Below are 25,906 nucleotides of genomic sequence, written 5' to 3'. Positions count from 1 at the left end.
TTTTAATAAAGATTGTCTAATTTCTTACCGATATCAAGTACATGAAGTTCTTGCGCGTACTTGTATTTGCCACCTTGTCATTTTGGGACGTGATGCTTTTCGCGTCACCCGCCCAACTGACATATCAAGGGCGCATTCTTAAATCTGACGGTACGCCTCTCGAATACAGCAACGTTTCTTTTATTTTCCAAGTCACAGATCCACAAGGAACTTGTGTTCTTTATCAAGAAGAGCTGACCGGATACAACATGGTGAACTCAGGTGGTGTTTTTGATCTTCCCATTGGAAGTGGCGCGATCAACTTTCCCCTGAGCGGAAACTTTTCAATTCTTGATGCCTTCAACAACACAACAACGTTCGCTTGCGGTTCTTGCAGTGGATACACTTGCGCGAACGGAACAAGCACTTACACGGCTTCTTCTGGCGACGCTCGTAAATTGCGCGTGCAGTTTTATGATGGCAGCGGTTGGAAAACGATTTCTCCAGACTCGGTGATTCGTTCTGTGCCGTATGCGGGTTATGCGGAATCAGCACAGAAACTTGGAACGAACTCAGCTTCAGACTTCGTTTTGAAGACAGGAATTCCAACTTGCGGTGCCGGCACATTCTTAACTTGGGATGGCACGCAATTAACTTGCGGTGGAGTCTCTGGGGCCAGTGGAGGAACTGTCACTAATGTGTCTTCAGCGAATAGCTACCTGACTATCATTAACAACACTTCCACACCGACGCTCACTTTAAACGTCGGAACTTCTTCAAATACTGTGGCTGCCGGAAATGATCCTCGCTTCAGTGATGCGCGCACGCCTACCGGAACGGCAGCTGGTGATCTTAGCGGAACTTACCCCAATCCTGCCGTAGCAAAAATCCAAGGCACTGATGTCTCGAGCACATTGCCAACGTCAGGACAGTTTTTTAAATTCGATGGTGCTAAGTGGGTCGGGTCCGCAATTGCAATATCTGATGTCACAAATCTTTCAAGCACATTGAGTGGCTATCAGACCACATCGGCATTTAATACCGCAGTTGGAAGCGCAAACTGTCATGATTACGAAACTCCTTACTGGAGTTCTGTGTCAGGAAAATTTCTTTGCCAAGCCATCAATGTCTCTTTAGCGGGTGATGTCAGCGGATCTATTGGCGCCACAAGTGTTGATAAAATCAAAGGTTACGCTGTTGATTTCTCGACAGCGCCGACCAATGGCCAAGTTTTAAAATACAACGGGACAAATTGGGCACCCGCTGCCGACAGCAATGCTGGTGGAACTGTCACGTCCGTAAGTGCAAGCGCTCCACTGAGTGTAACCAACGGAACAACAACACCTTCAATTTCAATCACTCAAGCGACTTCATCTACGAATGGATATTTATCCTCGGCCGACTGGAATACATTCAACAATAAACAGGCCGCTGGAAATTATGTCACGGCTTTAACCGGTGACGTGACTGCGAGCGGCCCTGGATCTGCAGCGGCAACGATAGCAAAACTTCAGGGTTCAACATTGACTCTTACAACACCCGCGACAGCGGATTATATCCGTTACAATGGCACGGCATTTGTGAACTCAAGTTTGCAAGCAAGTGATCTTAGCGGAACCTTGCCAGCAGCAGCCCTTCCCGCGTTTACCGGTGATGTGACATCCTCTGCAGGGTCAACAACATTAACGTTGGCTTCTGTGGGAACTGCGGGGACTTACTATAAAGTCATCACAGACTCTAAGGGTCGGGTGACCTCAGGATCTACGTCATTAGTTGCCTCTGATATTCCGAACTTGGACTGGTCAAAAATCACTACAGGCAAACCAACGACATTGAGCGGTTATGGCATCACTGATTCATTAGTCAAAAACGGCGGCGGTGTGGCTACCATTAGCGCGGGTGTCGATGCTAGCAAACCTTCTTCACCCACATCCGGCGACTTGTATGTTGCAACCGACACACAGAAAATTTATCGCTATAATGGATCGTCATGGGATTTAATAAGTTCTGCCTCAGGTTCCGGGGGCACAATTTCAGCATTAACCTCTGACGTCAGCGCCAGCGGATCAGGTTCTGTTGCTGCCACTGTGAATTCTGTGGGTGGTTCCACTGCGGCAAATATTCATACTGCCGAAGTCGCAGCGAATGCCTCAACAAACACGAACACAGCAAGTACGATTGTAAAACGAGATGCTTCAGGAAACTTCTCTGCGGGAACAATCACTGCAAGTTTAACTGGAGCCGCTTCATTAAACGTCTTGAAGGCCGGTGACTCCATGAGCGGCAACCTCACTCATGCTGCCAACATTGGCGATGTCTATACCGCAGGCTCTGGCTCTAATACTGTAACATTGCAAGGACCTTCGGGAGCTATTGGCACAAGCTACGTTCTCCGTTTGCCAGCAGGTCAAGGTACTGCAAACCAGGTTATGACGAATGATGGTTCTGGAAACCTTTCGTGGACCAGCTTATCTTCTCTTGGTGTGACAAGTGTGACTGCCAGCGCCCCGCTTACCTCTAGCGGAGGTTCAACTCCAAATATCACCATCTCTCAGGCGAACACTTCAACCAATGGTTACTTGTCTTCAACAGATTGGAACACGTTCAACAACAAGCAAGGCACTTCACTGACTTCTGCGAATATCTGGGTTGGTAATGGTTCTAACGTTGCCACTGCGGTTGCACCAAGTGGAGATGCCACTATGACGAATACGGGTGCTTTCACGGTGACTGCGATCCGAGGAAAAAATATTTCCACGACGGCACCTTCTACAGCCGGCCAAGTTCTTCGTTACGATGGTACGAATTGGACTCCGAACTTTGTGAGTATGTTTGACTTAAGATCGACCGTCACCGGTGCTCAGACCTTCGGAGGTGGTTCTACGGGATGTACTGCAGGACAAACTCTGACATGGACCGCGGCAACTGATAATCTTTCTTGCACGAATATTTCTGTCACAAGTTCACAGGTGAGCTTCGGTTCGCAAACTGCCAACACATTCTTCGCTGCACCAAACGGAAGCTCGGGCACTCCGACGTTTAGAGCTATCGCATCTGCCGATTTGCCTTCGGGCACGCTCTCAGGTTCTGGTTCTGCCGGATATCTTCCTTATTATAACGCGGCAACAACTGTTGCGAACTCTCCCGTTTACTCTTCGGGAGGAAATGTCGGCATCGGAGCTACCAACTTAGCCGGTCTCTTTACTGTCGTCGGAAGGACTGACTTGGGCCTTGGCTACACAATCGCCAATGGGAACGGAGCCGGTGGCACCACGAACGCCACAAACATTTGGTCACCGACAATAGAGACCACTTCTTCTTACGCTCCGGAAACTGCTTTAAGAATTGATCGCTCGAGTGACCACTCGTCCAGATACAGTTCAACCTTCGATATTCAAATTGGCTCTTATGCTGGCTCATACTCTGCCTCAAGTCAGGTGAACTTCGTTTTAGCCAACGGAAATACTTATACTCCGGAAGTCAATGTGATGTCTCTGCTTGCAAATGGAAATGTAGGTATTGGAACGACTTCACCTTCAGATCTTCTGACAGTTTCACAAAGTGATGCTTCCGGCGGTGTCACGGTGATCAACACGACCTCGTCGGGATCACGCACTCCTGGGTTTACAGTTAAAAACTACACTGGTTCTTCTTCAGGAGGCTCAACGCTCTTGCTACAAAGTGCCCGTGGCACAAGCACCGCTGCGACGGCAGTTGCTAGCGGAGACAATCTTGGACAAATTCTTTTCCAAGGTCTTTACTCCGGCTCAAGCTATACTGCGGGCGCGCAAATATATGCACAAGCGGCAGAGACATGGACAGGCAGTACCGCAGGGACAAATTTAATTTTCAATACAATCAAAACAGGTTCCACTTCAAACTCTGAGACGATGCGTATTGATGTCAACGGTCGTGTCGGAATCGGCGCAAGTTCTGTGAACAATCTTCTGCAAGTAGGACCGAATGGTTCTCAATCAAGTAAATACGGTGTTTACGTCGGAAGCTATTATAACTCTGCGGGACAGGCCCAATACGTGGGTAATTGGACGAATTCGGGTTATTGGGGAATCGGTCCTGCCACAAGCTCCTCTGACAATACAATTCGCATTGGCAATACCAGTGATCAACTGGGAACTTGGTCTGGCACACAGAACTTAAATGTTGTTGTAGGAGGAAATCTCGGTCTTGGGACGACAAGTCCCTCCGCTCCGTTCGATATGCAGGGAAGCGTTTCGACATTGTCCCAAACAAGATCCATCGCCAGCGCCTCTGCACCTGATATTTATTTAAATAAAGACCGTGGCTCTGTCGGAAGCCCTAGTGTCATACAAAACGGCGACGCTTTAGGAAATATCAGCTTCCGCGGATACGATGGTTCTGCCTACACTCGAGGCGCACTCATTCAAGGAGTTGCAACCGGAACACCTGCAAGCGGACAGATGACTGCCGACCTCAGATTTCTAACCAACAATGGCTCCAGTGATGCCACGGAAAGAATGCGCATCACCGCTGCGGGCAATGTTGGTATTGGGACTACAAGTCCGGGACACACACTGGATGTGAGTTCTTCACTAGGAATTGGGACAACTACAAATCCTATGACCGCGAACGCAGCTGGATCCCTTACCATCGCGGCAAATGGGAATGACGGATTCAATATGAAAATGTCCTCGTCCAATAACCTGATGAACTTGTGGGCCGTGAATGGAGGATCCGCCATCGCATTCTATTCGGGCTCCACGCAAACAATGGCCGGTGTAATCACCATTTCTGGATCTACTACAAGCTACGGAACATCGTCAGATCGTCGCTTGAAAGAAAATATCATCGATACGTCTTTTGGACTTGCAGATCTTTTGAAAATTAAAGTGCATGACTACAACTACGTCACCGAAAAAGGCAAAAAACGTACAGGCTTCATAGCGCAAGAGCTTTATCAGATCTTCCCCGATGCGGTAGCGACAAATGGAGACAATGGTCTGACACCATTAAAACAAGGAGCGACTCCTTGGACAGTAGAGTACGGTAAAGTAACTCCATTAATTGTTAAATCCATTCAAGACCTGAAAGCGGAAAAAGACACCGACATAAAAAATCTTCGCGAGCAAGTGACAGCTCTTCGCCTGGAAAATGAAAAGCTTCATAAAGATAATGAAGAAATCAAAACACGCCTTGAAAAGATCGAAAGAGCCATCAGCTCTGTTTCCAAATAGATTTCTAAAGATAGAATCTAAAGCTCAAACCAAGATAGAAACCGGAAAGATCAAACTTTCTAGCGGAGCCATTGTCTTGCATACTGTCGCCGTCGTTCACCGTGGAACCAAAATAACTGCCGCTGCGTGAGTATTTCATATTGTCGATAGATAAAAGACGATAACCGCCCTCAAATACAAAAGTCGTCGTATCTGTCATCAGCACTTCAGCACCAGCAGAAAGCCCGTACATAACACCCGTGCCTTTAGCTTCCATCGTAGTATCCATTCCAGGATAAGCCGTTTGCCCCGCAGACGTCAGAGTATAAACGTTCTTCAAAGTTAAAGCGGCGTAGCCCACAGAGCCTGCGATGAACGAACGAAAGATATTTGTTTTTTTCAGATTGAATTCAAGACCTAACTTCGGCATGTAACCAATCAGATCTGAATTTTCCGTGAATAATTCCGTGGAACCATTTTTTCCACTCAGACCTGAAAGACTTTGTGGTTTTAAAATTTCCAAACCAAAACGCAAAGCCATAGGACCGCGGGAATAAAGAAAGCCGAACTCGCCGGTGTAGTTGTACTTTACCTCGTCCGAATACGTAACACTTGTCCCCGCTTCATTTTCGAAGGCAGCTTTTCCCAATGCGGAGGTTCCACCGGTAAAGCCGAAGTAAGCAGCCGTCGTCTCTTTGGTCATATCAAAGACGCGGGCTTCAGCGGAAGCACCAAGGAACAATAGCATTGAAAGAAGCCACTTCGAAATTTGCATCTATTAGCCTCGGATCAAATCCACGACAACCTTGCTTGTCGATTTTTTACCCATCACTTGGTAAACGCGAACCTTCGTGTTGGACTTTAAACTCATCGTCAGGTTCAAAGAGTTATCCACCGGCTCTAAGCTCATGATCGAGCTCAGGATGGAAGGCGACCCCTTCAAACGTGAATTCAATGTCAACTGTGTGACACGGGAATTTGGCATTTGGGCAAAATCGATGACCAATCTTTGCGGATTATTTTTAAGCTCAACGTGGTAGTAACCAGGCCAGCCGCGCATATCTTGACCTTCTTTATCTCCAATATCAAAAACCAAGCGTTCGATTTTGTCCGAGTTTGTTGCAACACGCTTCACATCAAGCAAAGTAAAACCAGAACCTGCTAAACCTCCAAAGGTTGAACCAGATCCAGAAAGAATCCCTTTTACTTCCGGGGCTTTTTTTGCCGGCAGAGCTGCAAAAGTAGGCAGAGCCAACATCAAGGCTGCAAGACATCCGATGTATTTCATGATCGACTCCTTTCGATATGACAGTTCAAGATTGCCACGAGATAGCCCATGGCTCCAGAAAAAACGCCCATTTGAAAAACCAAGAGTGTGAAGCCTTCTGCGGCGCAGGGTGACCAAAACGGTCACCCTCCTTGCAGAAACTTCCCCTGAAATCGAAATAAACAAGGTTTGAGGGTGTCTCGAAAGGGCACAGAACTTGGATCATGGAAAAGCGTTGGAAGTCATTCCTCAAACTTTTTCCTTATGGAGGGCCTATGAAAAGGCTGGTTTTCTTAGTTTTCGCTTTATTCGTAGCGGCCTGTGGCGGTAACGGTGGAGGCACAAACAACTCTATCGCGGTCACTCCGACGGACATGGGTTGCTTGAATGGATCAACAACTTGTAACACGGCTGCTTACGGCACCTATGGCAATGGGTGGACGACTTATAATCTTCCCTATGGCAACGTCGCTTACAACTATTCGACATATTTTAATCAATATGGTTTGTGCGGTTGCCCAGTAGGATACACTCCTGCGTACAACGGCACGATGGGACTTGGTTGTGTTTCCAGCCAATATCTTCAACCTTACTTCAATACAGCGATCTACATGAACTTCGGTGGCTCTGCTTACGGTTACGGATACGGCGGGGCTTACGGAGCATCGATCAACTTGCCTCAGGTTTCAAATATTCCGGGAGCAGCCAACCAAGGCACTTGCGCTCGTAATGTGACTCAAAGTTGTCTTATTAACCAAGCAGGATCTTGTGGCGTCGGGGCGACTTGCCAACAAGTGATTGCAGGATCTGGATTGGGAGTCTGTGTAAATCCCGCTCAAGTTGCACAGCCTTATCAACCGGTCTATCCAGGCGGTTACCAAACTTCTTACCCAGTGAATTATTATAATCCTGGTGTAGGTGTGTACGGAAACGTCTACTGGCATTGGTAAACAAGAGAAGAGCGGCAGCTTCTCACCGCTAGACGCGGGTTATATGCCGCATTAAATCTTGGGTCCTCGAGGGAAAACACCGCGAGGACCCTTTCCATTTCTGCTTTAGCATAGACTCGCCTTTCCCAGGCAATTTTCCTTTATTTTCCCATAAAATCGAGGGATAAAAATTGGGTTATTCCACTCACAACCTGGGAGAGCTCTATGACTTCTAACAATCCCCTTTTAGAGAAATTTTCGGCAAAAGATCAGGCCGTGCCTTTTGATAAAATCAAAGTTGAGCACTACGTTCCTGCATTGGATGAAGCGATCAAAATCGCAAAACAAAATATCGAAAAAATCAAAGCAAACTCTGCAACTCCAGATTTCGAAAATACGATCGTTGCTTTGGAAACCGCTTCAGAGTTGTCTGACAAGATCGCGTTAATCTATGGCAACCTGGAAGTTGCAAACGCTGACGAAGCGTTGCAGGCATTGGCGCAAGAGATCTATCCGAAGTTGACAGCTCTTTCTTCAGACATCTCTTTGGATCCTGAAATTTTCAAACGCGTGAAAGCTGTTTATGACAACCGCGCGAACTTCAAACTGACGGCAGAGCAATCTCGCCTGCTTGAAAAAACTTATCTTTCTTTCGCGCGCAACGGTGCTTTGCTGGACGACGCTGCTAAAGAGAAACTTCGTCAAATCGATCAAGAGCTTTCGACTCTTGGACCGAAGTATTCAGAAAACGTTTTGAAATCAACAAACGCGTTCGAAATGTACCTGGATAAAAAAGAAGACGTGGATGGAATTCCAGAAGGTATTCTTGAAGGTGCAGCCGCCGCTGCAGAAGCGAAAGGCAAAAAAGGCCAATGGCTTTTCAATTTGCAAATTCCTTCTTACTTGCCATTTATGACTTACGCGAAAAATCGCGGTCTTCGTGAAAAAATGTGGCGTGCGTATTCTTCTCGTGCATTCAAAGGTGAATTCGACAACCAAGAAATCGTGAAGAAGATCGTAACTCTTCGTGCAGAGCGCGCAAAGATCTTAAACTTCAAAACTCACGCAGACTTCGTTTTGGCAGAGCGTATGGCGCAAACTCCAAAAACAGTCTTCGATTTCTTGAATAAACTTTTGACGGCTTCCAAAGAGGCCGGCAAACGTGACGTCGCTGAAGTCGCCGCATTCGCAAAAAAATTGGATGGCTTAAGCGATATTAAGCCTTGGGACTTTGGTTTCTATTCCGAAAAATTGAAAGAAGACAAATACGCTTTCAATGAAGAAGATCTTCGTCCTTACTTCAAACTTGAGAACGTCGTGGACGGTGTTTTTGCTCACGCGAAAAAACTTTACGGTTTGACGTTCAAAGAGAACTCTTCAATCCCTGTTTATCATCCTGAAGTCAAAGCTTACGAAATTTACGAAGAGACATCTGGTAAATACATGGGCCTGTTCTACACAGACTTCTTCCCTCGCGAGACTAAAAAAGGCGGCGCATGGATGACTCAATTCCGCAACCAAGGTTTGAGCGAAGGCGAATTGAAACGTCCTCACGTGAGCATCGTTTGTAATTTTACGAAGCCGACTCCGACAAAGCCATCGCTTTTGACTTACGATGAAGTTCGCACTTTATTCCATGAATTCGGTCATGCTTTGCACGGCATGCTTTCCGATTGCACTTACCAATCTTTGAGCGGCCCCAACGTTTACTGGGATTTCGTAGAACTTCCATCACAAATCATGGAAAACTGGGCTGGTGAAAAAGAAGGGTTGGATTTGTTTGCTCGTCATTACGAAACAAATGAGACAATGCCTGCAGAGTTGATCAAGAAATTGAAAGCTTCGCAAAAATTTCAAGCAGGTTACATGTCTTGTCGTCAGATCCAATTCGGTTTGATGGATATGGCATGGCACACGGCTGAACCAGCAGCGATCAAAAACGTTGATGCCTTCGAGGAAGAAGCCACAGCCGAAACTCGTCTGTTCCCTAAAGAGGAAGGTTCAAATACTTCAGTTAGCTTCAGCCATATTTTTGCTGGTGGTTACTCTGCAGGATATTACTCTTACAAATGGGCAGAGGTTTTGGATGCCGATGCGTTTGAATACTTCATGGAAAAAGGTTTGTTCAATCCAGAAGTGGCTCAGAAGTTCAAAGAGAACATCTTAAGTCGCGGCGGAACAGAGCACCCTATGGATCTTTACAAACGCTTCCGTGGTCGCGAGCCAGATCCTCAAGCATTGCTAAGAAGAGATGGATTGATTTAATGGCCAAGGCTGCTTCAAGCAAAAACACTTTGATCCTTCCTGAAAAAAGCAGCGTCGCTTTGGTTTACCGTCTTGAGACGGGCAAGGCAGTGGCTCTGGCAAAGAAGGTCGCAGACTATTTGAAAGAAAATGGTTATGTGGTTTTTACGGGACCTGATCAAAAATTAATTCCAGGAACTAAAGCTGCTAAGACTAAAAAGCAGCTTGATGCTTTAAAGCTCGTGATTGTTCTCGGTGGTGATGGAACCTACTTGCGTGCCGTTCGTATTTTAGAAGGCCGCAACATTCCTATTCTTGGATTTAATATGGGTTCGTTGGGTTTCCTAACAGCTCACAGTTCCGATCACACGTTTGAAGTGATTGAGGCTGCTCTACACGGCAAAATGGAGCTTCGTCCTCGCTCGATGATCGTTGCGCAGGTTTTGCGCAAAGGTCGCAGTCGCGGTGAATTCCATGCCTTGAATGATATGGTGATCGAAAGAGGCTCGATGTCTCAATTGATCAATACATCGATTTACTCTGATAAATTCCTTGTGAGTGAAGTGAAAGCCGACGGTTTTATCGTCGCCTCCCCTTCTGGTTCGACGGCTTACAATTTGGCAGCCGGAGGACCGATCTTACACCCAGAAAGCCCTGTCTTTGTGGTGACTGCGGTGGCACCTCACAGTTTGACGTCTCGTCCTTTGATTGTTCCTGATAAAAGCACTTTGTCTTTCAAGCTTGATGGAAAAACGGCGAAAGCTCATTTCATCGTGGACGGACAAAAGGTGACAGAACTTTCAGCGGATGACGAAGTTGTTGTGACACGTTCTTGCTACGATCACTGGATGGTCCGTGAGCCCGAGCACAACTACTTCACCCTTTTGCGTGAAAAATTAAAATTTGGCGACAGGAGTTAAGCATGTTGCTCGAACTTAAAGTTACGAATTTTGCGATTATTGAAAATTTGCACATCACTTTCAAAGATGGTTTGAACATTCTTTCTGGTGAAACAGGTGCCGGTAAATCCGTTCTTTTGAAAAGCTTGTCTTTGCTAATGGGTGGCAAAGCATCGAGTGATACCATTCGCACTGGGGCTTCCCAGGCCACGATCGAGGGCTCTTTTGACCTAAGCAAACGTTCTGACGTTTTAACAGCTTTGAAAGATATGGGTATCGAAACGGATGAGGATCTTTTGATCGTTCGTCGTGTTTTAAGTTCTGGCGATAAATCTAAAATCTATCTGAATGGCAGCCTCAGCACTTTGCAAAGCCTGCGTGATGTTGTGGCTCCACTGGTTGAGCTTGCCGGTCATTCTGCGCCGTTGATCGAAATGACGGGTCAACACGAAAACCGCAACTTGATGTCGAAGGCTTATCACATGGACCTGCTGGATCAATATGCCGGAACTTGGGATAAGCGTTTGTTATTTACTGAAAAATACAACCGCTATCACGCTATCTTCGAAGAAATTAAAAAATTGGAAAGCGATGCCAAACAAAAGGCTCAGCGTTTGGATTTCTTGATCTATCAACGTGATGAGATTGCAAGCTTGGATCTTTCCCCAGGTGAAGATCAAGAGCTTGAAGTGGAAGTAAAGAAACTGAAAAATTCTTCACGCATTGGTTCCTTCGTGGATCAGGCAGAAGCAGCTCTTTATACTGACGACGATTCTGCGATCAGCCGTTTGAATGCGGTTTTGAAGCGCGGAATGGATTTGGCAGGCCTTGATCCGCAAATCGCAGCAAAATTGGAAAATTTGGAACAAGCAAAAGCTTTGATCGACGAAAGCGTTTACGAACTTCGTCAGTACTCCTCAAAGATCGATGCAGACCCACAACGTCTTGAAGAAGTTGAAAGCCGCTTAAGCGACCTTCGCAAACTTCAAAAGAAATACGGCTCAAATGTTGATGATATTTTGAAAGCCTTGATGGAGATGGAAATCGAAATCTCGAATTTACAAAATTCAGACGTGAAAGTGGAATCACTGAAAAAAGAATCCGCTATGATCTTGAAAGAGCTCGAAGCATTGGGCGCAGACCTTCACAAGCGTCGCTTGAAAGGTGCTGAGCTTCTTGCTGAAAGCGTGAACGCCGAACTTTTGGATTTGAATATGAAGGGTGTTACTTTCCATGTTCATATCGAGAAAGTGAACGAGCTGACTTCAACGGGCCTTAGCGATGTTGAATTTCTAAGCCAAACGTCTTCTAAAGACGTCAAACGTCCTTTGGCGAAGTTTGCCTCTGGTGGTGAGCTAAGCCGCATCCTTCTTTCATTGAAACGCGTGGTTGGTTCAAGCAACCAACCTCGCACATACTTGTTCGACGAAGTGGATACGGGTGTCTCTGGTGAAACCGCTGAAAAAGTTGGAAGAAAACTAAAAACAATTGCGAAGGGTCAACAAGTCATCTGCGTGACTCACCTTCCGCAAGTGGCTGCTTTCGGCGATACACACTTCTTCATTCAGAAATCCCCACAAAAAGATTCTGTGGCAATGGTTGTGTCAGAACTCAAAACCAAAGATCGCGTTCAAGAGATTGCTCGCCTTATCAGTGGTGAGAAAATTTCTAAGACTTCTTTGGCTCATGCAGAACAGTTGCTTGTCGAAGCTAAATGATGGGTGCTCTTCTGTCGTTTGTTGTCGTGCGGGGATTTGGCGGTTTATAAAATAGCTATATCCTTGCTTCGACGGCACGCCGTCCGGGCTCGACCGTCGCCGCAGCGAAGCTGCGGTTCGCGCCATCCAGGCGCCGACGGAGCCCGTCTTCTCAAGGATATAGCTATTTTATAAACCGCCAAATTCATGCTCGCGAAAAGATAGAGTCCGCGCTGGTGTGTGTTTGCGATTTATCTCTCAGAATTCAAAATATTTAATTATTAAAGTGGTCTAGGGAATTGCGTTTCCACGCAATTCCGAAACTCCTCGTCTTTTTTCTTTTCTTACTTTCAAACCTAGGGTCGCGAGATCTTTAGCAATTCTCTTTGTGACTTGATTATTCGAAGACGAAAATTTCTCTGTGCTGGGCCTCCTACCCGCTCTAGCGCAAGCGGCCTTCGCGGGGCCTGGATGGCCCTCACCGACCTCAGTCGGTGAAGCGACGAGGCAGGATGCCGTGCCGCTGAAGCTAGAGCGGGTAAGGAGGCCCAGCACAGAGAAATCCCCGCACCTCCGAAGAATGCCAACCAACCAATAAAGGATTTGTAATTAAGATCTTCCTCCTCAAGATTCTAAAATAAAGAATGAAATAGGAGGATTTATGATCTTCGTAATGGGAGCAACCGGACACATCGGTTCAAAGATCGTTTCTCATTTGCTTGCCAACGGGCAACAGGTTCGCTGTTTGGCGCGACATTACCCCAACAGTGCAGAGCTTTCGGGCGCTGAACTGATTGAAGGTGATGCGAATAGCGTGGCTACGGTGACGGATTGCATGCGCCACTGCTCTGCTGTCTTCACGATGATTCCTCCGAATATGAAGGCGACAGAGCCACGCTACTATCAAAACAAAATCGGCGAAGTGATCGCTGAAGCCGTCGAAGAAAGTGGCGTCACGAAGGTCGTTAATCTAAGCAGTATCGGCGCAAATCTCGAGTCAGGAACAGGAATCGTTTTAGGTCTTCACGATCAAGAGGAGCGCTTAAATGCTCTTCCTGGGGTTGATATCGTGCACTTGCGTCCTACATTCTTCATGGAAAATATTTTATCGGGAATTCCCTCTATGGTTGCGATGAATCGATATTTCGGAACAATTCCAGGTGATATACCCGTGGATATGGTGGCGACACAAGATATTGCAGCTCGTGCCGCTTTCTTGTTAATGAATCCAACATTTAAATCACACAACGTCGAATATCTTTTAGGAGAAAGAACTTTAACCTTCAGCGAAGCCATTCAAGAATTAGGCGAAATCGTTGAAAGACCTGATCTTGAATATGTCGCAGTTCCCGAGTCAGAAATGCGCAACTACTTGATCGGAGCCGGAATATCCGCCGACAGTGCAGACGCTATGAATGAGCTTTCACGAGCTGCTTCCAATGGAACACTTCAGGCAACAGTTTCCAGAGACAAGCTCAACACCACAGCGACATCCATCGAAGAGTTTGGTCGAACAACCTTTAAGACGGCTTATATGGCCGAGATGGAACGTTCTCGCGCAAGACAGCATCAGTCTTTGTCTTCGTCTCCGGATATGCATCCATAAAATAAAAAGGGCCTGTCAAAGGCCCTTATTTTTTAAAAACTCGCAGCAAGAAAAACAGGCTCGGAAAAATTAAAACACTTCCGAACAAGAGAGCAATCACCAGTTGCAACTGTGTCGCAGGTGGCGCTGCCGCCTGAAAAAAGGTGATCGGTCCCGCCGTTGTCTGCAAAGCCGTCGGTGCACTCACCACATACCAACCACCCAGAATTAAAATCACTTGTCCTGCCCCAACGAAACGAACCAAAAGCGGTTGGTTTCTACGCACAAAATACCACAGAACAAAGAATAATCCCGTCGCAAGGATCATCATCGCAAGTGCAACCGGGTTTGTGATAAATTTGATAAAGAGATCTACCTTCTCTAAATAGGCAGTGAAAAAAACCAAGGCACCCGCTAGGACAACGCCAATATTTAAAGCAAATCCTCGACGCCAGAAAATTTTCTTGAGCGAGGGATCTTTCGTTTCTCCGACTAAGTAAACACTTGCCAAGAATGCAAAAATAAATGTCGTCATAATCCCCGTGGCTAGAGGGAAAACTCCCCACCACGGAGCCACATAAGCATCGAAGAATGTCCGGGCTTGCATATCGATACTTCCACGGCCTATTGTGCCTGCGATGACACCAATCCACAGTGACGTCCACAAGCTTGAAAAACCAAAAACCCACGAGTAAACATTTTGGGACGTTTCTTCATGTACAGCATCGTAATGTCTAAAGGTAAAGGCTGTTCCGCGCACGACAATTCCCACAAGTAGGGCTACCATCGGCAAATGCAGGTAAGTCATCATGGTATTGAATACCAAAGGAAATCCCATGAATAAGATCACAACGACAAGAATAAGCCAGATGTGGTTAGCCTCCCATACGGGTCCCATGGCGTAGTTGATGGTCTCGCGCTGTTTTTGTTTCAGATCACCGATGGGAAGTAACTCTAAGATGCCAGCTCCATAATCAGCGCCACCAAGAATGACATACAAAAGAAGTGCCGCCGCAATAAAGAAGAGCAAAATATCGATCATGACTGTCCCCTTTCAACATTTCTTTGTGCCACTTGAATTTGTCTTTTAAAAAGCCACAACGTGATGGCTGCCAGGCCCAGATATAGAACTAAGAAGAGATAGAAATGAAATTGCAATCCCGGCATTGGAGTCGTGGCATCTTTCGTTCGCACCAAGCCATAGATAATCCATGGCTGCCGTCCCAGCTCAGTAACGACCCATCCCGCTTCAAGGGCAATAAACCCCAATGGAGTACACAGGACCAAAATCTTTAAGAAGGTCGGACTTAGTTTATTCTTTTTTAAAAGATAGAAATAACTTAGACCCACCAAAGCAAGTAAAGATCCAAGTCCCACCATCACGTCAAAAGATAAGTGAACAATAGTAACGTGAGGCCAATCCTCTCGAGGAAACTCACTTAAGCCCTTCACTGGGGCATCTATATCATCGAATGCAAGAAAGCTTAAAAGCCCCGGAATTTTAATCGCGTAATCAATGCTCTTCGTATTTTCATCGGGAATACCGCCAAGATATAAAGGTGCTTTCGGACCTGTTTCAAAATGTGCTTCCATTGCTGCAAGTTTTGCAGGTTGAAGTTCCGCAACCCTTTGCGCAGCAAAATGACCAATGAGTGGTTGAATCAAGGAAGCCACTGCTGCAAAGGCCATCGCAATTTTCAACGCTCGCCAATGCAATGCTGCTTTGGGATTTCTTAAAAGAAGAAATGCATGGACACCAGCCACTGTAAAGCCCACAGCTTGAATCGCAGCGAATTGCATGTGCAAAGTTTGATGAAGCCATGCCTTATTAAACATCGCAGCTACGGGATCAATATTGATCGCAGCCCCGTTCACCCAATCAAATCCCGACGGAGAATTCATCCAACTGTTAGCTGCCACAATGAAGATCCCGGAAGCAAAGCCACATATTCCCACAGCCAGCCCCGAGAACCAATGAACCCACGGCGACATGCGCTTCCAACCATAAAGAAAAAGACCGATGGCGACGGCTTCAAGGAAGAACGCTGTTCCCTCCCAGGAGAAAGGCATTCCTATGATGGGACCTGCGTATTTCATAAAACCTGGCCAAAGAAGCCCCAGCTCAAAGGACAATACTGTTCCAGAGACAGCGCCAACCGCAAATAGGATTGCCACACCTTTCATCCAAAGTTTGGTGAGCTCCAAGTCTTCCGACCTTTTGTGCTTCAGATAAAAAAAATGCGCGGTGGCCATAAAGAGAGGCATGATCATACCTATGGCTGCAAAAATGATGTGAAATCCCAGGGAAAATGCCATTGTCGAACGGGCTGCAATAACATCCGTCATACACCGACCTCCGATGTGAATACTTGGGACATAGTATTCCTTTCCAAAAAAACTTCCATGTTAAAAAACTCGCTTTGCAGAGCGACTTGCATTCACAAATGGAAAACTTACGCTGTTAGTAATGAAGAAGTACTTATTGATATCCATTTGTTTTCTAGGAGTTTCTTGTATGCACAAATTTCCCCAAGACTATCCTCATCCAGAAAAAAATCCACATCGGATGGAGAAATTTGGCGAAACACGTGTCGATGATTTTTACTGGATGAAAGATCGCGAAAATCCGAAAGTCATCGACTTTCTCAATCGCGAGAATCAATATACCGAACGCGTGATGGCTCCCGCGAAATCTTTGGAATCTACAGTCTTTGAAGAACTCAAATCCCGCGTGAAAGAGGATGAATCCTCGACTCCTGTTTTTGAACGTGGATATTATTATTATGCTCGCTATGAAAAGGGACAGCAATATCCTTTGTATTGTCGCAAGAAAGGCAACCTGCATTCAGCAGAAGAAATTCTGCTGAATGGCCCCGAACTCGCAAAAAATCACACATTCTATCAATCAACAGGTCCAAACATGAGTCCCAATCAAGAAGTGATGGCTTATGCAGAGGATACTGTAGGACGAAGATTCTTTAACATCCGCTTTAAAAACTTACGCACGGGCCAGATTTTGCCCGACGTGATCGAAAATGTTCGCGCCAACATGGTGTGGGCCGCAGACAATGAAACGATTTTCTATACCGAACAGCATCCGGAAACTTTGCGCTCTGAAAAAGTGTATCGCTACAGTATCAAAACTCATAAAAAAGATCTGATCTATTTCGAAAAAGACGAGACGTATTCCGTGCAAGTTTATGGATCTCTTTCCGATAAGTTCATCTACATCTCTTCATTCAGCACCTTGACGACTGAGGTTCAATATCTACCAGCAGATAAACCCCTTGATAACTTCAAAGTGTTCAACAAACGCGAGCGCGGCCATGAGTATTCTGTCACTGATGGCGGAGACATGTTCTATATCGTCACTAATAAAAATGCCAAGAACTACAAATTGATGACGGCAGCGATCGGTCATACGGAATCACAACATTGGAAAGAGCTGATTCCTCATCGTGAAGACACCTATCTGCAAGATGTGACAGTATTTAAGCATCACCTTGTCATGGACGAGCGTCAAAATGGTCTGACACAAATCCATATTACAGATCATCTGGGAAAAAATTCGTACTATATTCCATTTGTCGATCAAAGTTTTATGGCTGGTGTTGGCGACAATCGTGAATTTGATTCCAACGTTTTGCGTTTTGAATACGAATCCATGCGCTTGCCGCCTTCTGTATTCGATATCAATATGGTGACTCACAAGCAAGAATTGAGGAAGACTCATGAGGTTCCTAATTATGATCCTCATCTTTATCGCACTGAAAGAATTTTCGTCACAGCTCGTGACGGTGCGAAGGTTCCTGTTTCATTGATTATGAAAAAAGATTTCAAAGCTGACGGCACTGCGCCGATGTTGATCTATGGTTATGGATCTTACGGTGCCAACATGGACCCTTGGTTTAAAGCTGATATCTTCAGTCTAGTAGATCGTGGCTTTGTCTTTGCGAAGGCACATATTCGCGGAGGATCCGAGATGGGGCGCGATTGGTACGATCACGGTCGGACCCTCTCTAAGAAGAATACTTTCTATGATTTTATCGACTGCACGGATTATCTAATTAAGAACGATTATGCCAACGACAAAAAAGTTTATGCCATGGGCGGCAGCGCCGGCGGTCTTTTGATGGGAGCTGTGATGAACATGCGTCCTGAACTTTATCACGGTGTCGTAGCCCAAGTTCCATTCGTCGATGTGATCACGACAATGTTAGATGACTCAATTCCTTTAACGACTGGTGAATACGATGAATGGGGAAATCCGAACGAAAAGCAGTATTACGATTATATTCGTACTTACTCCCCTTATGACAATGTTCACGATGCTGCCTATCCGAATGTGCTTGTGACGACGGGCTTGCACGATTCACAGGTTCAGTACTGGGAGCCCGCAAAATGGGTCTCTAAGCTTCGTCAGCACAACAAAGGGGATTCCGTGATCCTTTTAAAGACAGATATGGAATCCGGCCACGGTGGGGCCTCTGGCCGCTTTGATCAATTGAAAGAAACCGCGACAGAATACGCGTTCATCTTAATGTTGAATTAATTTTTTCGGGCACCTGGTCTGCAAAACAAAAAAGGCGTCCTGTCGGGACGCCTTTTTTGTTTTTCGTTATTGAAAGAAGCGCAGAGCAGCCCTTTTCCCCACTACATCAATTTTCTAAGAACGTAAGGCAAGATGCCGCCGTTTTTATAGTACTCAAGCTCGACCGCTGTATCGATGCGTGAACGAGCTTTTGCTGTCTCTTTCTTCCCGTTTGCACGAGTGATAGTCACAGTCAGTTCTTCTTGTGGTTTCATCGTTTCAATACCTGCGATATCAAACGTTTCAGTACCATCCAATTGCAAAATCTTGCGGTCTGTACCAGATACGAATTGCAAAGGAAGAACGCCCATACCAATCAAGTTCGAACGATGGATACGCTCGAAGCTTTCAGCAAGAACCGCTTTCACACCCAGCAAATTTGTTCCTTTGGCAGCCCAGTCACGAGATGAACCCGTTCCGTACTCTTTACCAGCAACAACCACAAGTGGTGTGTTTGATTCTTTGTATTTCATAGCGGCATCGTAAATTGGCATTGTTTCCCCTGAAGGAACATACTTCGTCATGCCACCTTCGATGCCGTTCAACATTTCATTTTTAATGCGAATGTTGGCGAAAGTACCACGAACCATCACTTCGTCATTACCGCGACGTGCACCGTAAGAATTGAAATCAACGGGTTGCACACCTTTGCTCATCAAATATTTTCCTGCCGGAGAATCTTTTTTAATATTGCCCGCCGGAGAAATATGATCCGTCGTAATCGAATCACCAAGAACCGCAAGAACTTTCGCACCTGAAATACCCTTCAGTGCTGAAGGAGATTTTCCCATACCATGGAAGTAAGGTGGGTTTTTGATGTAAGTACTTTCATCCCAAGAATAAGTTTGTGATGTTGTTGTGCTGATTTTTTTCCAATCTTCTGTTCCGTCGAAAACATTGCCGTATCTAGCATGGAACATTTTGCTTTCAACAGATTGGTTCACGGCATCTTGGATTTCTTGGTTCGTTGGCCAGATGTCTTTCAAGAAGACATCATTACCATGAGAATCTTGGCCCAAAGAAGTTTTTTGCATATCAACCAACATATTGCCCGCAAGAGCATAAGCCACCACCAACATTGGTGATGCCAAGTAGTTCGCTTTTACGTTCGGATTAATACGACCTTCGAAGTTACGATTTCCTGACAGAACGGCCGCAACAACAAGATTGTTTTTCTCGACCGTATTTGCGATGGCCGGAGGCAATGGACCCGAGTTTCCGATACAAGTTGTGCAACCATAACCAACAAGGTTGAAGCCCAAGTGATCCATATATTTTTGCAAGCCTGCTCTTTCAAGATAATCCGTCACAACTTGTGATCCCGGAGCCAAAGACGTTTTCACCCAAGGTTTTACTTTCAAGCCTTTTTCAACGGCCTTCTTCGCAACCAAGCCGGCACCAATCATCACAGAAGGATTTGAAGTGTTCGTACAACTTGTGATCGCAGCGATCACAACATCGCCGTTACCCAATTTGAAAGACTCGCCTTCAACGTGATGAGCAGAGCCATCCTTTGATGCCTTACCTTCGTGGACGCCGAAGCCAGAAACCAATTGTTTATGGAAGTCTGTGCTAGCGTCAGAAAGAAGCACACGGTCTTGAGGGCGCTTTGGTCCCGCAACCGATGGAACAACATCAGCCAAGTTCAATTTCAATGTATCATGGAATGCGAATTGTTCGTCTTCGTCTGTACGCCATAAGCCTGTTGCTTTCGCATATTGCTCGACAAGACTAACTGTGTCGGCATCACGGCCCGAAAGTTTAAGATATTTCATTGTCTCTTCGTCGACTGGGAAGAAACCGCACGTAGCACCATACTCTGGCGCCATATTTGCGATAGTCGCACGGTCTGCCAAAGACAATCCCGCAAGACCTGGTCCGTAGAATTCTACAAACTTACCAACAACGCCTTTTTTACGAAGCATCTGTGTAACCGTTAGAACCAAGTCCGTTGCTGTCGCTCCTTCGTTTAATTTTCCTTCAAGGCGGAAGCCAACGACTTCAGGAATCAACATGCTTAGGGGTTGACCTAACATCACCGCTTCCGCTTCGATACCACCGACACCCCAACCAAGAACAGCCAGGCCATTGATCATTGTTGTATGGCTATCAGTACCAACAAGAGAATCAGGGAAAGCGTAATCGCCGTCTTTGCCTCTACCTTGCCATACTGTTTTACCCAGATATTCCAAGTTCACTTGATGGCAGATCCCTGTGCCCGGAGGAACAACACGGAAATCTTGGAATGCCTTCTGACCCCATTTCAAAAAGATATAACGCTCGTTATTTCTTTCGAACTCCATCTTCACGTTTTCATCAAATGAAACCGGAGAACCAAATGAATCCACCATCACCGAGTGATCGATCACTAGATCCACAGGAACAAGTGGATTGATCTTTGTTGGATTTCCGCCCAATGCTTTCATCGCATCACGCATAGCTGCCAAATCCACCACGGCAGGAACACCGGTGAAGTCTTGCATTAATACGCGCGCTGGAAAAAATGAAATTTCACGAGAAAGAGATTCCTTACTCAAACTTAGAAGAGAATCGATATCTTCCTTTGTCACATGTACGCCATCTTCGTGGCGCAAAAGATTTTCAAGGAGAACACGCAAAGAAATCGGCAGCTTCTTCAAATTCGGATGAGAGATTTTCTTCTGATTGAAGATTGTGAATTCTTTGGAACCAATTTTTACTTTTTCTTTTGTTTTAAAACTGTCTTTTGACTGAACCAACATGAGAGCCTCCGCTCTCAATTCCACTCCCCGCGAAGGAATTTATCAAGCCAAAAGGCACCGATCTGGGTTTTCACATCCGTCACTTTTCCCTCGAGAACCAGTCGCATGAGGTCCTTAGGATCCACTTCGGTGACCTCAAGAAATTCACCGGAATCAAGCTTCTGCTCCACCTTGACGAGGTCACGAGCCAGAAACAAATCAATGTGTTCGTTCGAGTATCCAATGACGGGATGAATCGTGGTCAGAAACTTCCAGTCCTTGGCTTCATAACCCGTCTCTTCCTCTAGTTCGCGCTTCGCTGTGACAAGGGAGTCCTCTCCTTTATCTCTTTTTCCCGCAGGAAATTCTAGAAACACTTGCTTCACTGCATGACGGTACTGATGCACCATCACAACTTTTCCATTCGGCAAAAGAGGAATCATCATCGCAGCTCCAGGGTGCAGAATATACTCTCTGACATAGGTTTTTCCGTCTGGAGCTTCAACTTGGTCTTGTTCAACTTTTAGAAAACGACCTCTATAAACTTGGCGAGATGAAAGAACTTTTTCGTGCAAATGCTTCATGGCTTCAGCGTCTCATAAGCAAGGGACTTTGTCCCATCTTTACTTCCTGGACAAAAGAACAGCTCGCCCTAAGTCCATGCGCTTGAGCTTAATGACACCGTTGTCATTTGATACCGCAGGGCATACGGACTAAAGATAATCTCCTGCTTCAGGAGTCTTTATGAAAAGTTTTTTCGTCATTTTTGTTCTATCCTTCTCTGCGTCAGCCTTTGCTATTCCTTGTGAAGAGGCGGCACTCAATCAAGCACTTCGTGAATACATCAACAAACAACCGATGTGCTTCAGTCCTTGCGAATCAGCGAAAGTGCAAAAAAAATTTTATGATTATGGTATGGAGCTGCTCGCCCAGAACTGTCCGACAGACGATGCCACTGTTATAACATTGAAGAATCAGTTATCAGAAATGGGCCATGAATCTGAAGTTGCCATCGAAGCCACTTGTCATTAACTAATAAATAAAAAGGCGGAATCCCCGCCTTTCTTTTTACTCTTTATACTTTGGTATCGACACCTTAACGACTGCACCTGACACGCCATTCTGAGTTTCAATATTTGCCACTTCCAGGCGGCCGCCATGAAGCTCGGCAATCGTTCGCATAATCACAGAACCTAATCCTAAAGAGAAATTAAGCCCCGCACTTTCTTCCCGTCTTTTGCGGCGGTCTTGACGCTTACCAAAAGCGGCTAGACTTGCCTTGTCCATACCCGGTCCATCATCGCTAACAGAGACTTCAATATCGTCGCCACGATCATGAAGAGTCACATGCACTTTCGTCTTTGCATATCGAGAAGCATTGTCCAAAGCATTTTTTAAAAGACGCAAGAGCAAGTGGGGATCACCAAGCACGTCGGCTTGAACTTCTCCCGGTCCTTCAGCGCTGAAGCTCCACTCTTTGTTGGCGCCATTGTTGCTTTGACGGAAACGAATCTCTTGTTGAACAAGTCTGTTCAAATCGATGACCTCTGTGGATTTCTTATAGTGAGGTTCATCAAGTTCCGCGATGGTCATCAACTTCTCAAGAAGTTCTTTAAAGTACTCAACCTCGGCTGTGATCATCGTGAAAATTTCATTACGGTCTGATGGAGTCATTTTGTTGAAATGGAATTTCAGGGTCTCAAACGAGGTCGTTAAGCTTGTCAGCGGGGTGCGCAAGTCATGACCCAGCTCGCTCAGTAAATTGCTTCGCGCACTTTCAGTTTCGCGCACACGATTCACCAGACGTTCAATTTCATTTGCCATGCGATTAAAGTCCACGATCAGACCACCGAATTCATCGAATGGTTTGACCTCAAAGCGAGCCTTCAAATCACCACGCTCAAGGCGAAGTAAAACATCGCGTGCCTCCTCAGATTTTTTTCTGAGGTAGATAAACGTAATCGACAAGGCAAAGAACAGCGCAATAACAACCGTCGCAAACGTAAAAATTCCCTGAGTCAGAAACAATGGACCACGGAACGGGTTGCGATGCTCCAGAAGCACCAGATAAGCCGTTGGCGTGTGATCCAATTTCAAGACCGTCGTGCGATCAAAAATATTCCAGAAAGTATCGTCAGTAACAATACCGTGAACTTCCGTTGGTTTTTTTAATTTCATCCATACGGATGGCAATGCATGGGACTTATCACCAGAAAGGATCTCTCCCTTTTCAGAGACAATCCAAAATTCTGGCATCTCGCCGACCATTGGTGGTGGAGGTGGTCGCAGCATGCCTCCCATAGGTGGAGGTGGACCAAACCGTGGGCCATTTTCATCCGGAGGAGGTGGCGGAGGCCAACCACGTCCGTCCCCGTCTGGAGGAGGTGGTGGTGGCATTGGAAAATGATCTTCACGAGCCATGTCCTCACGGAAAGGAGGAGGTCCTTCGTGACGATGTCCCCCGGGCCGTCCAGGGCCCCCAGGTCCATGGAAGGGTCCAAACTCTGGAAGAATCAATCCGCTAGGATTGCTTTCCACTGTACGGGCCATAAATATCAAAAGATTTTGGCGGTGATCGCGGAAAGCCAAATCAGAAAATTTAATCAGGCATAAAAGGGAAATGACACTTAAGACAAGCGCCGCAGATATACTGATGGCAAATAACTTAACGTATGTTCCACGTTTCATAAAGGACTACTGCTTCCATTGAAGACGGTAGCCCACACCATAAACAGGCACAATTTGAATCGTATCTCCGGCTTCGCGAAGTTTGATTCTTAAATGACTCATGTGTGAGTCGATCGTGCGATCATAAAGATCAGTATTGTTATCAAGTTGAATAAGGATATTTTCTCGCGTGACAACATCTCCAGCTTTCTTTGCCAGGATCGCCAAAATATCAAATTGGCGCTTACCCAAATTCAAGGGACTGCCTTGTAAAAGCACCGTGCGCTTTCCGAAGTCCATCGTCAATGGTCCGACCGTCAATGAATTTTTCGGAGTCGATGGGGACGTGCGTTTCATGACTTTATTCATACGCACTTTCAACTCTTCCGTTCCGAAAGGTTTACGAAGATAGTCGTCTCCGCCTAGGTTCATACCTTTCACAACAGTCTCTTCATCGGTGCGCGCACTTAGAAAGATAATAGGAACTTCTTTTCCAGCCGCGCGAATCTTCTCACAAAGTTCCATGCCTGTTCCATCAGGAAGGTTAACGTCTAATAATAAGATGTCGTAAGTCATAGCCGCCATCTTGCTCCACGCGTCTCCAATTGTCTCAGCAACTGCGACATCATAGTCGCTGTATTTTAAGCTCATGCTGAGACTCTTGGAAATCTGCGGATCATCTTCAACTAGAAGGACATTAAACATGAAAGGCTCCTGTGCAGTTGTTCTTTCCATATTTTAACAGGGTGAATTCCTGAACACGAATCCATAGTTAATCCATCTTTTACTTCCCTAACGATTTTTTGTTTCAATATGAGACAGAAGAAAGCGGTTCGCTTTAAAATAAAAACTCCGGTCAAAGCCGGAGTTTTGCTTGTTTATTTAAAAGCGATACAAGGGACGCCGTATTCCTCGATATGGCAGACAAAATCGGTCTCGCCGTCATAAGACTTAATCGTCGCGATCCATTTGTTATTCGCATCGCGCTCTAATAAGGCGTAACCGTGATCAGAAGGGAATACGTTGTAACCTTGAGGAATCATCTTACGCGCTTCATCGCTATAAAGATCCAAAGCTGTACCGCTTTCACCGATAATCATCTCAGCCGGGTGGCGCGCAATTGTTGCGATCTGAAATGAATGAATGTGACCAGCAAAAACCATTTTCACTTTTTTCGGCAATGGCAAATCCTCTGTCAATGCTTGCAAGTTCACATTCACCGGTGCCACGCCAGGCCCGGACCAACTTGGTGCTAAACCCCAGAACGGACGATGAGTCACCAACCACACTTCTGTTTCGGGACGCGCATTGATCGTCTCGACCATTTTTTTGTAGCGAGCCTTCAGCGCCTGTGCACGAGCTGATTTGCTATCCAGAGGGCGATCATCAACAGACGCCGTATCGAAATTCACAATGAGGAAATTTCCGAAACTTGTGTAGCGAGTCTCTTGATCATCCACGCATGTTTGTTCACCCACCGGTGATAATAATTTATTCCAACCTTCATACGCGCGATGACAGTCCTCGTGATTTCCACGAACAAAAATCCAGGGCTTTTCACGCAGAACGCTGTCTGCCGGAGTCAGGAAATCCGCAGCCCATGGCGCATAACCATACCCCAAAGTTCCCTGATAGTTTTTGCACTTCACAGGGTCATTACATGCTTCGCGGTAGTGATAATCACCAACGTGAATGATCAAATCAGCATTTTCTTTTTCAGCGGAACGAATCAAACGCGAAAAAGGCCACTCTTTTTTATCTTCGCATTTTTGAATCATGCCTTTGCCATTTTCATATTTTAGACGACAACCTGTATCCCCCATGATCACAATCTTGCGGGGACTTTGGGGAATGGTGACTGCGCCGCCAGAGCTGTGAACCACGGCGGTATTTTTGGGTAAAGTCGCTTCGCAAATAGCAGCGTCATCGAACTTACCGTCATGCAAAGGCAAGCTGCTAAAATGTTTGTTTGTCATTTCAAGTGTCACAGATGGGCAAGATCCGCCTTTGGGCAGAATTGTTTTTACGAACGAGTTTTCTTGATCCGCAAGACCTACATAAGTCACAGGTTTCTGTGCACAAGCCATAAGAAAAAGGCCACAGGACAATAGCGCATACTTCGACATAAAGTCTCCA

At 45.9% G+C, this 25,906-nt stretch carries 17 protein-coding genes; 8 read left to right on the top strand and 9 right to left on the bottom strand.

Going from position 1 to position 25,906, the window contains the following annotated elements:
* Positions 1-41 precede the first annotated feature (41 nt).
* Positions 42-5,192, top strand: coding sequence for a beta strand repeat-containing protein (locus tag VF412_RS01915; RefSeq protein ID WP_331337506.1), 5,151 nt, complete (start codon positions 42-44; stop codon positions 5,190-5,192).
* A 4-nt stretch (positions 5,193-5,196) separates the two neighbouring features.
* Here VF412_RS01915 and VF412_RS01910 read toward each other — a convergent pair whose 3' ends face one another.
* Positions 5,197-5,946, bottom strand: a complete 750-nt coding sequence (locus tag VF412_RS01910) for a hypothetical protein (protein ID WP_331337505.1) — start codon at positions 5,944-5,946, stop codon at positions 5,197-5,199.
* Between the two features lie 3 nt (positions 5,947-5,949).
* Positions 5,950-6,459: a hypothetical protein gene (locus tag VF412_RS01905; protein WP_331337504.1), complete on the bottom strand. Its 510-nt coding sequence runs from the start codon at positions 6,457-6,459 to the stop codon at positions 5,950-5,952.
* A 254-nt stretch (positions 6,460-6,713) separates the two neighbouring features.
* Here VF412_RS01905 and VF412_RS01900 point away from each other — a divergent pair, with 254 nt between their 5' ends.
* The 5 genes from VF412_RS01900 to VF412_RS01880 all read left to right on the top strand — a co-directional run bounded on the left by VF412_RS01900 (position 6,714) and on the right by VF412_RS01880 (position 13,813).
* The gene (locus VF412_RS01900; RefSeq protein ID WP_331337503.1) at positions 6,714-7,388 is read left to right on the top strand and encodes a hypothetical protein; all 675 of its coding nucleotides are present in this window, start codon (positions 6,714-6,716) and stop codon (positions 7,386-7,388) included.
* A gap of 204 nt (positions 7,389-7,592) precedes the next feature.
* Complete coding sequence (locus VF412_RS01895) at positions 7,593-9,632, top strand: M3 family metallopeptidase (RefSeq protein WP_331337502.1); 2,040 nt, start codon at positions 7,593-7,595, stop codon at positions 9,630-9,632.
* Positions 9,632-10,531, top strand: coding sequence for an NAD(+)/NADH kinase (locus tag VF412_RS01890; RefSeq protein ID WP_331337501.1), 900 nt, complete (start codon positions 9,632-9,634; stop codon positions 10,529-10,531). The genes VF412_RS01895 and VF412_RS01890 overlap by 1 nt, the downstream gene beginning before the upstream one ends.
* Positions 10,532-10,533: 2 nt before the next feature.
* Entirely contained in the window at positions 10,534-12,228 is a 1,695-nt protein-coding gene (gene recN / locus VF412_RS01885; RefSeq protein WP_331337500.1) for a DNA repair protein RecN, read from the top strand.
* A gap of 640 nt (positions 12,229-12,868) precedes the next feature.
* Positions 12,869-13,813: an NmrA family NAD(P)-binding protein gene (locus tag VF412_RS01880; RefSeq protein ID WP_331337499.1), complete on the top strand. Its 945-nt coding sequence runs from the start codon at positions 12,869-12,871 to the stop codon at positions 13,811-13,813.
* A 25-nt stretch (positions 13,814-13,838) separates the two neighbouring features.
* Here the strand turns inward: VF412_RS01880 and VF412_RS01875 are convergent, their stop codons facing one another.
* Positions 13,839-14,834, bottom strand: coding sequence for a cytochrome d ubiquinol oxidase subunit II (locus tag VF412_RS01875; RefSeq protein WP_331337498.1), 996 nt, complete (start codon positions 14,832-14,834; stop codon positions 13,839-13,841).
* Positions 14,831-16,138, bottom strand: coding sequence for a cytochrome ubiquinol oxidase subunit I (locus tag VF412_RS01870; protein ID WP_331337497.1), 1,308 nt, complete (start codon positions 16,136-16,138; stop codon positions 14,831-14,833). The genes VF412_RS01875 and VF412_RS01870 overlap by 4 nt, the downstream gene beginning before the upstream one ends.
* A gap of 169 nt (positions 16,139-16,307) precedes the next feature.
* On the opposite strand from VF412_RS01870, the gene VF412_RS01865 reads away from it, so the two are divergent.
* Complete coding sequence (locus tag VF412_RS01865) at positions 16,308-18,344, top strand: S9 family peptidase (RefSeq protein WP_331337496.1); 2,037 nt, start codon at positions 16,308-16,310, stop codon at positions 18,342-18,344.
* A gap of 101 nt (positions 18,345-18,445) precedes the next feature.
* On the opposite strand, the gene acnA is transcribed toward VF412_RS01865, so the two are convergent.
* Together acnA and VF412_RS01855 are read right to left on the bottom strand one after the other, a co-directional pair.
* Complete coding sequence (acnA, locus tag VF412_RS01860; RefSeq protein WP_331337495.1) at positions 18,446-21,124, bottom strand: aconitate hydratase AcnA; 2,679 nt, start codon at positions 21,122-21,124, stop codon at positions 18,446-18,448.
* 14 nt (positions 21,125-21,138) lie between these two features.
* A complete protein-coding gene (locus tag VF412_RS01855) occupies positions 21,139-21,687 on the bottom strand; it encodes an NUDIX hydrolase (protein WP_331337494.1) in 549 nt (182 codons plus the stop codon).
* 160 nt (positions 21,688-21,847) lie between these two features.
* Between VF412_RS01855 and VF412_RS01850 the strand changes: the two genes are divergently transcribed.
* A complete protein-coding gene (locus VF412_RS01850; RefSeq protein ID WP_331337493.1) occupies positions 21,848-22,135 on the top strand; it encodes a hypothetical protein in 288 nt (95 codons plus the stop codon).
* Positions 22,136-22,171: 36 nt separating this feature from the next.
* Here VF412_RS01850 and VF412_RS01845 read toward each other — a convergent pair whose 3' ends face one another.
* From VF412_RS01845 to VF412_RS01835, 3 genes are all read right to left on the bottom strand, one after another.
* Positions 22,172-23,791, bottom strand: coding sequence for a HAMP domain-containing sensor histidine kinase (locus VF412_RS01845; protein WP_331337492.1), 1,620 nt, complete (start codon positions 23,789-23,791; stop codon positions 22,172-22,174).
* A 6-nt stretch (positions 23,792-23,797) separates the two neighbouring features.
* On the bottom strand, positions 23,798-24,475 hold the full coding sequence (locus tag VF412_RS01840) for a response regulator transcription factor (protein WP_331337491.1): 678 nt from the start codon (positions 24,473-24,475) through the stop codon (positions 23,798-23,800).
* A gap of 173 nt (positions 24,476-24,648) precedes the next feature.
* Positions 24,649-25,896 (bottom strand): metallophosphoesterase, encoded by a 1,248-nt coding sequence (locus VF412_RS01835; protein ID WP_331337490.1) that lies wholly within the window; start codon positions 25,894-25,896, stop codon positions 24,649-24,651.
* Positions 25,897-25,906 lie beyond the last annotated feature (10 nt).

It is taken from the genome of Bdellovibrio sp. (assembly GCF_036384735.1).
Taxonomy (GTDB): Bacteria; Bdellovibrionota; Bdellovibrionia; order Bdellovibrionales; family Bdellovibrionaceae; genus Bdellovibrio.
Note: the sequence above shows the minus strand (reverse complement) of the source record. Positions and strands in the feature narration are given on the sequence as shown.